Annotated in this window: 8 protein-coding genes; 7 read left to right on the top strand and 1 reads right to left on the bottom strand. The window is 61.5% G+C overall.

What is annotated here, in order from left to right; genetic code table 11:
• Positions 1-590: DVU0298 family protein (locus tag HMPREF0178_RS22005; RefSeq protein WP_009733417.1), on the bottom strand; the 590-nt coding region annotated here is incomplete at its 3' end.
• 240 nt (positions 591-830) lie between these two features.
• On the opposite strand from HMPREF0178_RS22005, the gene rpmH reads away from it, so the two are divergent.
• The 7 genes from rpmH to HMPREF0178_RS10650 all read left to right on the top strand — a co-directional run bounded on the left by rpmH (position 831) and on the right by HMPREF0178_RS10650 (position 6,945).
• Positions 831-965, top strand: a complete 135-nt coding sequence (gene rpmH, locus HMPREF0178_RS10680) for a 50S ribosomal protein L34 (protein WP_005025025.1) — start codon at positions 831-833, stop codon at positions 963-965.
• The gene (gene rnpA / locus HMPREF0178_RS21000; protein ID WP_083832513.1) at positions 953-1,411 is read left to right on the top strand and encodes a ribonuclease P protein component; all 459 of its coding nucleotides are present in this window, start codon (positions 953-955) and stop codon (positions 1,409-1,411) included. The genes rpmH and rnpA overlap by 13 nt, the downstream gene beginning before the upstream one ends.
• Entirely contained in the window at positions 1,408-1,686 is a 279-nt protein-coding gene (gene yidD / locus HMPREF0178_RS20995; RefSeq protein WP_005025021.1) for a membrane protein insertion efficiency factor YidD, read from the top strand. The genes rnpA and yidD overlap by 4 nt, the downstream gene beginning before the upstream one ends.
• Positions 1,676-3,280, top strand: coding sequence for a membrane protein insertase YidC (gene yidC / locus HMPREF0178_RS10670; RefSeq protein WP_005025018.1), 1,605 nt, complete (start codon positions 1,676-1,678; stop codon positions 3,278-3,280). The genes yidD and yidC overlap by 11 nt, the downstream gene beginning before the upstream one ends.
• Positions 3,281-3,304: 24 nt before the next feature.
• Entirely contained in the window at positions 3,305-4,555 is a 1,251-nt protein-coding gene (gene jag, locus HMPREF0178_RS10665; protein WP_009733415.1) for an RNA-binding cell elongation regulator Jag/EloR, read from the top strand.
• A 406-nt stretch (positions 4,556-4,961) separates the two neighbouring features.
• Positions 4,962-6,347, top strand: a complete 1,386-nt coding sequence (gene mnmE, locus HMPREF0178_RS10655; protein WP_009733414.1) for a tRNA uridine-5-carboxymethylaminomethyl(34) synthesis GTPase MnmE — start codon at positions 4,962-4,964, stop codon at positions 6,345-6,347.
• A 67-nt stretch (positions 6,348-6,414) separates the two neighbouring features.
• Positions 6,415-6,945 carry a 3'-5' exonuclease gene (locus HMPREF0178_RS10650; protein ID WP_009733413.1) on the top strand — a complete coding sequence of 177 codons (531 nt, stop codon included), beginning with the start codon at positions 6,415-6,417 and terminating at the stop codon, positions 6,943-6,945.
• The last annotated feature ends 438 nt before the right edge of the window (positions 6,946-7,383 follow it).

Here is a 7,383-nt window from a genome sequence, read left to right as displayed (position 1 = left end):
CAATTCCATTCCCCCACACGCTCCTCTAAAAACATGCCGATCTTGCCCAGCGCTTCTCTGGCGATTTCGCGGCAAACGGGATCTTCGTCGCGCAAACCGGCCTGAAGCGGGCCCCGGGCCTTGGACGCAAGATCGGGCCGGGCCAGAGCGAAACGCTCCACGGCACGGAAGCAGGAACGGCGCAATACGTTGTTGTCACAGAAATTGTCGCCCTTGCCCGTATCAATGATGTAGGAATTGAGGATGGGATAAAACTCGTCCCCAAGGCGGCGGTGCTGGGCGAGGATCTCGGCAAAGGCTTCGGGAATGCCCCAGCCGATGTTGCCGGATTCCTCGTTCATGTGCCACATCAGACGCCGGACGACGTTGCGGGCTTCCTCAATATGTTCGTCGGCCATGCGGGAAACGGCTTTCCCGAGCGCCGAGGCCGCGCGATCGGTCGCCTCGCCGCCGAGGGGCAGACAGGAAAACAAGGGGCCCACCAACTCACGGGCGGGGACTTCGTCCAGCTCCTTGGCAAAATCGTCCCATCCCGGCTCTTGCAGCCGGGTGCGGATCGTCGTCTTTAAGGTACGGAAACGTGGCTGCATGGAAAACACCTCATCGTTTTTGCGGAGTATGCCCCCAAAAAGCGGGAGCGGCAACGCGGGCGGTTCCGGATTCCGCCGCGTTTTTTCATATCGCTGTTGCAATTCTTCTCTTGAAGGAATAAATCGTTCAAGCCATTCGGCAAGATCCTCACAGGTTTCGGTGTCGTGTTCTGTCTGAGCTTGACTCTCCGAAGCTGAGAAGGTATACCTCACTGATCTACGTTTCCAAGGAGAGTTTCCATGAAAAGAACTTACCAGCCCAGCAAGATCAAGAGAGCGCGGACTCACGGTTTCCGTGAACGCATGAGCACCGCCAGCGGTCGCGCCATTATCCGTCGCCGCCGCGCCAAGGGGCGTAAACAATTAGCTGTTTAACCCGGCCTCGTCGGCATCGACTGCTCCGGCGGCCCGATTTCACACTCTGCTATGATGAGGGTCGCCGTTTTTTTTCCAAACACTTCGTTGTGTTTGTTCGTTTTCGTGCATCCGGTGATCCGTGGCGCGTCGGTATGGCCGTCACCAAGAAAATCGGAACGGCAGTCATGCGGAATCGTGTCAAACGGGTGCTCCGGGAATGTTTCCGGCTGCATCAGGCCCTATTGCCTCCGGCCGTGGATCTTGTGATCGTGCCAAAGCGCCACCTCAAACCTGAACAGCTCGATCTCGCTGCCGCAACCCGCGAATTCCTTCCTTTGCTCAAGGAAATCGGCGGGTATGTTGTGTTGCGCCGCGAACAAAACGCCTGCCCCGACATCTCCCGCGACGGAATCGCCGCACCCGGCGGGCTCGAACCGGAAACGGCTTCCGGAGTCAAGGCGTGAAACGCCTCTCTCTGCGTCGTCTGGCGGTCCTGCCCATCCGTCTCTATCAGTGGACGTTGTCTCCCGTGCTTCCACCATCCTGCCGTTATCATCCCACCTGTTCAGCCTATGCCATAGAGGCTGTGCTGACCCACGGCATTTTCAAGGGCAGCTGGCTCGCCCTGCGGCGCATCCTTCGTTGTCACCCCTGGTCTTCGGGAGGCTATGATCCCGTACCTCCCCCACATTCTTCCTCTTTCAGCCATCAGGAGCAACTGGATCATCATGGACGATAAACGTACTTTTCTGGCCATCGCCCTGGCAATCGCCGTTCTTTTGGCGTGGACCCCGCTGGCCGAGCACATGGGCTGGATCCAGCCCCAGCAGCGCCCCGCAGCCACTCAGGAAGCCACGCCCGCGCCCGCTCCGGCGGCGCAGACGGCTGTCGCGCCCGCGTCTTCCCTGCCTGTGTTCACGCCTTCGGCCGGTACCGACGTCAAGGTGGAAACCCCGCTCTATTCCGCCGTTATCTACTCCGGCGGCGGCATCCTCCGCTCCTTTACGCTGAAGCATTACGACGAAACCATCAAGGCCGATTCCCCCAAGGTGAACCTCATTTCGCCGGAAGCGTCCCAGACCGCGCCCCTCGGCCTGACCGTCAACGGCCAGCCCTCGTGGAGCACCGGCCAGTGGTCGTTCCAGGGTTCCGACCTGAACCTCAAGGCCGGGGAACAGGGCAGCCTGACCTTCACCGGCATCGTCGACGGCGTGCGCGTCACCCGCGTCATCAGCTTCAACGCCGACAATTATCTTCTGAGCGAAAACATCCTGGTAGGTTCCGCCGACCAGGCGCCCCGCACCGTCCGCCTCGGCTTTACGGTCGCCGCCACGCCGTTCAGCAACGGCAAGTATGACCCCACCCGCCTCGCGTGGGACGCCAACGAAAGCTTTAAGGAAGAAACGAGCGCCAGCACGCTCGCCGAAAAGGGCATCATCGAACAGGGCGTCTTCAACTGGGCCGGCGTCATGAGCAACTACTTCATGAACGTCACCGCCCCCGCCGATCCCAACAACCTGACCCTCAAGGGCCGCGTGCAGGGCGACGTGTGGCGCCTCGCGCTCGAACGCCCCGATCTGCTCACGCCTTCCAACGGCGGCGAAGTGCCTGTGGCTGTGAACTGGTGGTTCGGCCCCAAGGACCGCACCATGCTGGCCACTGCTCCCGATCACCTGTCTCAGGCCGTGAACTTCGGCATGTTCTCGATCATCGCCCGCCCCCTGCTGACCATTCTGGCCTTCTTCCATTCCTTTGTGGGGAACTGGGGCATCGCCATCCTGATGCTTACCTTCTGTATCCGCGTCGTCTTCTGGCCCCTGTCCCAGAAGAGCTTCAAGTCCATGGAGCAGATGAAGAAGCTCCAGCCCATGATGAAGAAGCTCCGCGAAAAGCATAAGGACGACAAGGAAGCCCTCAACAAGGAAATGATGCAGCTGTACAAGACCTACAAGGTCAACCCGGCTGGCGGCTGTCTCCCCATCGTCGTGCAGATCCCGGTGTTCATCGGCCTGTATCAGGCTCTCCTGAACTCCATCGAGCTGCGCCATGCCTCCTTCATCGAATACCTGCCCTTCACGCACATCACGTGGCTGGCCGACCTTTCCGCGGCGGACCCGTTCTATATCACGCCTCTGCTCATGGGCGCCTCCATGTTCCTCCAGCAGCGCCTCACGCCCGCCGCCGGCGATCCCACCCAGCAGAAGGTCATGATGTTCATGCCCGTCATCTTTACGGTCATGTTCATCAACTTCCCCGCTGGTCTGGTCATCTACTGGCTGTGCAACAACATCCTGTCCATCGGGCAGCAATGGTGGATGTTGCGTAAGGCATAACGGTTTGCGCGAGGAGAGGTTCTCATGGATGACTTCAAAGAATTTCAAGGCAAGAGCCTTGACGAAGCGATTCGCGCCGCCTGCTCGTACTTCGACGCACAGCGGGAAAAGCTGGAAATCGACATCATACAGGACGCCAAAAACGGCATCTTCGGGCTGGTCGGGGCGCGCAAGGCCATTGTCCGCGCCCGCCGTGCACAGCTCAAGCCCCGCGTAGGGTCGCTCCTGGCACGCGACGCGCAGCCCGCCTCCGCGCCGAAGGCCAAAGCCGAAGAAACTTCCCGCGCGCCCAAGCCCCGTCAGGGGCAGGCTCCCCGTCCGCCTCGCGGCAACCGGGAACCGAAGCCGCCGTTTGAGGAAGACGACTCCATCGGCAACCGTATCCTTCCCCCTGTGGAGGAAGAGGACGATGCTATCGGCAACCGTATCCTTCCCGAGGAAACGGATATCGACGACTCCATCGGCAACCGCGTCGATGAGCCCCGCGCCCCTCGACGGCCCCGCCGCAACGACGGCCCCCGCATCCCCTACGAAGGGAATGAGGACGCCTTCCGGCCTCGCCGCCCCCGTCCCGAGCGTCGTGCGAATCAGGACCGCCCGGATCGTCCCGAACGTCAGGACCGCCCTGAACGCCAAGACCGGCAGGATCGTCCGCGCACGCCTCGTCCTCCCTACGAGCCGCGTCAGGAACGCCGCCCCGTGGAAGCTCCGGCGGAGCAGGACGTGTTGCGGGACAGCTCGCTGGAGTTCGATCAGGACGAAGCCTTGAACGAAGGCTTGCCCTCGAAGCCTTTCTCCGAGCTGGATCAGGAAAAGCTTGCCGCCGTATCTCAGGAAGTGGCCTCCAAGATCGTCAGCTCCATCCTCGGGGAAACGCCCGTGGAAGTGAAGATCATGGAGAACCGCGTGGACATCCATGTGGACTGCGGCGATGACTCCGGCCTGCTCATAGGCCGCGAAGGGCAGACGCTGGCGGCGCTTCAGTATCTGACCTCACGCATCGTCAGCCGCCGCATGGAAGCGCCGGTGCGCGTGCAGTTCGATGTGGGCGACTACCGCGAACGTCAGGACGACCGGCTCCGCGAGCTGGCCCTTGCGCTGGCGGAACGTGTCCGTGCCACGGGGCGCCCCTGTTCCACCAGGCCCATGAGCTCCTACCATCGCCGCCTCGTGCACATGGCGCTGCAGGACTCCCCGGACGTGCAGACCCGCAGCTCCGGCGAAGGCCCCCTCAAGCGCGTGATCATTCAGCGCCGCCGTCAGGAACGGCACTAGAAATATTGGGGAGGGGGAACCTTTCTGAAGAAAGCCTTCCTCCTCTCCCCCCTCCGCCTCCAAAGACTTTCGTTATGGGGACAAGGGGTGAAAAGGCGGCTTCGGTGAAGTCGCTTTTTTGTATGGGAGATATGGATGCTCTGCGGAAAAAGTCCGGCGGTGTTCATGTCATCCTTCTCCGTGCGAATCCACCGCTCTTGGCAAAAAAACAGTCTCAGAATATCATCACCCCTTCAATTAAGAGAAAAGGCCGCAGGCGGCCCGGCCAGTTCAACAACGGGCTAGCCCAGCATTGAAACTGCTTTGAAATAAAGAATGAAAGGGGAGAGGGGGAAACGTGCGGGCGCTCCCCGCTTCCAGAGAATGTTTTCCCCCTCATGATGCGCCCTCTCCTCAGGAGCCATACATGCCCACCGATACGATAGCGGCCATAGCGACGGCCCCCGGTGCCGGAGGCATCGGCATTGTCCGGGTCAGTGGCCCAGGCGCGCTGCCCATACTCGAGAAGCTGTTCGCACCGGCCGGGAAGGGGGACTATAAGCCGTGGACCTTACGGCGCGGGCGCGTTCAAGACACGGAAGGCAACACGCTCGACGACTCGTTGGCGGTGTTCATGCCCGGCCCCAAGACCTTTACCGGGGAAGATGTGGCGGAACTCCAATGCCACGGCGGCCCCGTCCTGCTGGCGGCGGTGCTTGAAGCGTGCCTCCGCGCGGGGGCACGCCTTGCGGAGCGGGGGGAATTCACCCGCCGCGCCTTCCTCAACGGCAGGATGGATCTGACGCAGGCCGAAGCCGTCGCCGAAATGATCGCCGCGCCGTCCAAGGAAGGCGCGAGGCTTGCCGCCGCCAAACTCGACGGCGTGCTCGGGCAGCGCATCGGCGATCTGCGGGAACGCGTGGAGCATCTGCGGGCGCAGATCTGCCTTGCCGTGGACTTCCCCGAGGAAGAAGTGGAATGCCTGCCGCAGGAAGGCTTCCTCTCCGCCATCGCGGACGTGAAGGCGGCGGTGGCCTCCCTGCTCGCCGGATTCGAGCGGACCCGCTGCTGGCGCGAAGGCGTGACCGTAGCCCTCGCCGGACCGGTCAACGCGGGCAAGTCCAGCCTCATGAACGCCCTCCTTGGCCGCCAGCGTGCCGTTGTGACGGAATACCCCGGAACCACACGTGATTTTTTGGAAGAACCGATCCAGCTTGCGGGGCTCCCCGTCCGGCTTGTGGACACGGCGGGCCTGCGCGAAACGGACAACCCCGCCGAGGCGCAGGGAATCCAGCTGGGCCGCTCCATGATCGAATCCGCCGATGTGGTCCTGCTCATGGTCGACGGCACGGAGGGAACGACGCCGGACACATGGGCATTGCTCTCGGAGCTCGGCCCGGAACGCACCATCCTTGTCTGGAACAAAAGCGATCTTGCCACCCCTCCCCCGCACTGGTATGGAAAGGGGACGAACCTTTCCGTGAAACCGGCGGCACATGCCGTTATTTCGGCCCGCAAGGGAGAAGGCCTGGAAACGCTGGCCGAAGCCGTCCGGGAGCTTGCGCTGGCCCGCAGCCAAGGTCAGGAGCCGGAACCGGGCGAAGCGGTACCCAACCTGCGGCAGGCCCGGAGCCTGACGGAGGTACGCGGGGAACTTGAGGCGCTGGAACAGGACGTTCTCGCAGGGGTTCCCTATGATTTGTGCGCCGTCCGTCTGGAGGGCGCGGCTTCGGCGTTGGCGGAGATCACCGGGCTGGACACCCCGGAAGAAGTCCTTAACCGTATTTTCGCATCTTTCTGTATTGGCAAATAGCATGAACGCATCTTCAAACGCAGCTAGCGGAGCACCACTTTCCAAAGAAGAAATCAACGACCTGCCCATGTTGGCCTACGAAGGCGAGGTAATGCTTGTCCAGACCGAAGGCGAGATGGCCCGTGCTCTGAATTTTCTCAAAAAGGAAACGCTCCTCGGGTTCGATACCGAATCCCGCCCGTCCTTCAAGAAAGGCAAAAGTTATCCGACCTCGCTCATTCAGCTTGCCGGTTCGGAACTTGTGGTGCTGATCCGCCTGAACCTCACGCCCTTCTGTGGTGCGCTCGCGGGGTTGCTTGCCGATCCCGGCATCATCAAGGCCGGGGTCGCCATCCGTGACGACATCCGCGCCCTCCAGAAACTGCACGAGTTCACACCCGGCGGGCTTGCCGATCTCGCCGAGATGGCGAAGCAGCGCGGCATCAAGGCGCAGGGCCTCCGCACGCTGGCGGCCCAGCTCATGGGCTGCCGCATCAGCAAGGCCGCGCAGTGCTCCAACTGGGCGAAAAAGACCCTCACGCCGCAGCAGGTCCGCTATGCCGCCACCGATGCGTGGATAGGCCGGGAAATTTATTTGCGCATGGCGGAACAGGGGTGAAATCGGGGGAGGGGAGAGGGGAACCCTTCTGAAGAAGGGCTTCCCTCTCCCCTCCCCCGCCCCCTCCCCTCTCCCTCCCAAGACTTTTGACCTTATCGAATCCCCGTTCACGGCTTTCCCTCATGGTGAAAGAACCAGCTGAAAAATATTTAAGGAAAATATCCCCTCTTTTTTCTCGGGAAAATCGACATGGGGGATTCGATAAAGTCGAAAAGTTTTGAAGCAGGAGGGATGGGGGTTTGGGGAAGGGAGGGGAGAAACTTTTTTAAAAGTTTCTCCTCCTTCCCAATTTCCTCTCCCTACCCCCATCTCACTCTCAGGTGAAACTATGACACCCTGCCCTCCGTTCCGCATCGTCCCTTGGGACACCGACTTTCTGGACGCCCTCAAAAACGGGGTGATGAAGGCCACACGCGGCCAGCCCGGCAACGCGGTGGT

Source organism: Bilophila sp. 4_1_30, from assembly GCF_000224655.1.
GTDB lineage: Bacteria > Desulfobacterota > Desulfovibrionia > Desulfovibrionales > Desulfovibrionaceae > Bilophila > Bilophila wadsworthia.
Note: the sequence above shows the minus strand (reverse complement) of the source record. Positions and strands in the feature narration are given on the sequence as shown.

What these genes read in the sequence shown, in the direction of transcription:
- rpmH (WP_005025025.1), top strand. Translation starts at nt 831, where the DNA reads ATGAAAAGAACTTACCAGCCCAGCAAGATCAAGAGAGCGCGGACTCAC.
- yidC (WP_005025018.1), top strand. Translation starts at nt 1,676, where the DNA reads ATGGACGATAAACGTACTTTTCTGGCCATCGCCCTGGCAATCGCCGTT.
- jag (WP_009733415.1), top strand. Translation starts at nt 3,305, where the DNA reads ATGGATGACTTCAAAGAATTTCAAGGCAAGAGCCTTGACGAAGCGATT.
- mnmE (WP_009733414.1), top strand. Translation starts at nt 4,962, where the DNA reads ATGCCCACCGATACGATAGCGGCCATAGCGACGGCCCCCGGTGCCGGA.
- HMPREF0178_RS10650 (WP_009733413.1), top strand. Translation starts at nt 6,415, where the DNA reads ATGTTGGCCTACGAAGGCGAGGTAATGCTTGTCCAGACCGAAGGCGAG.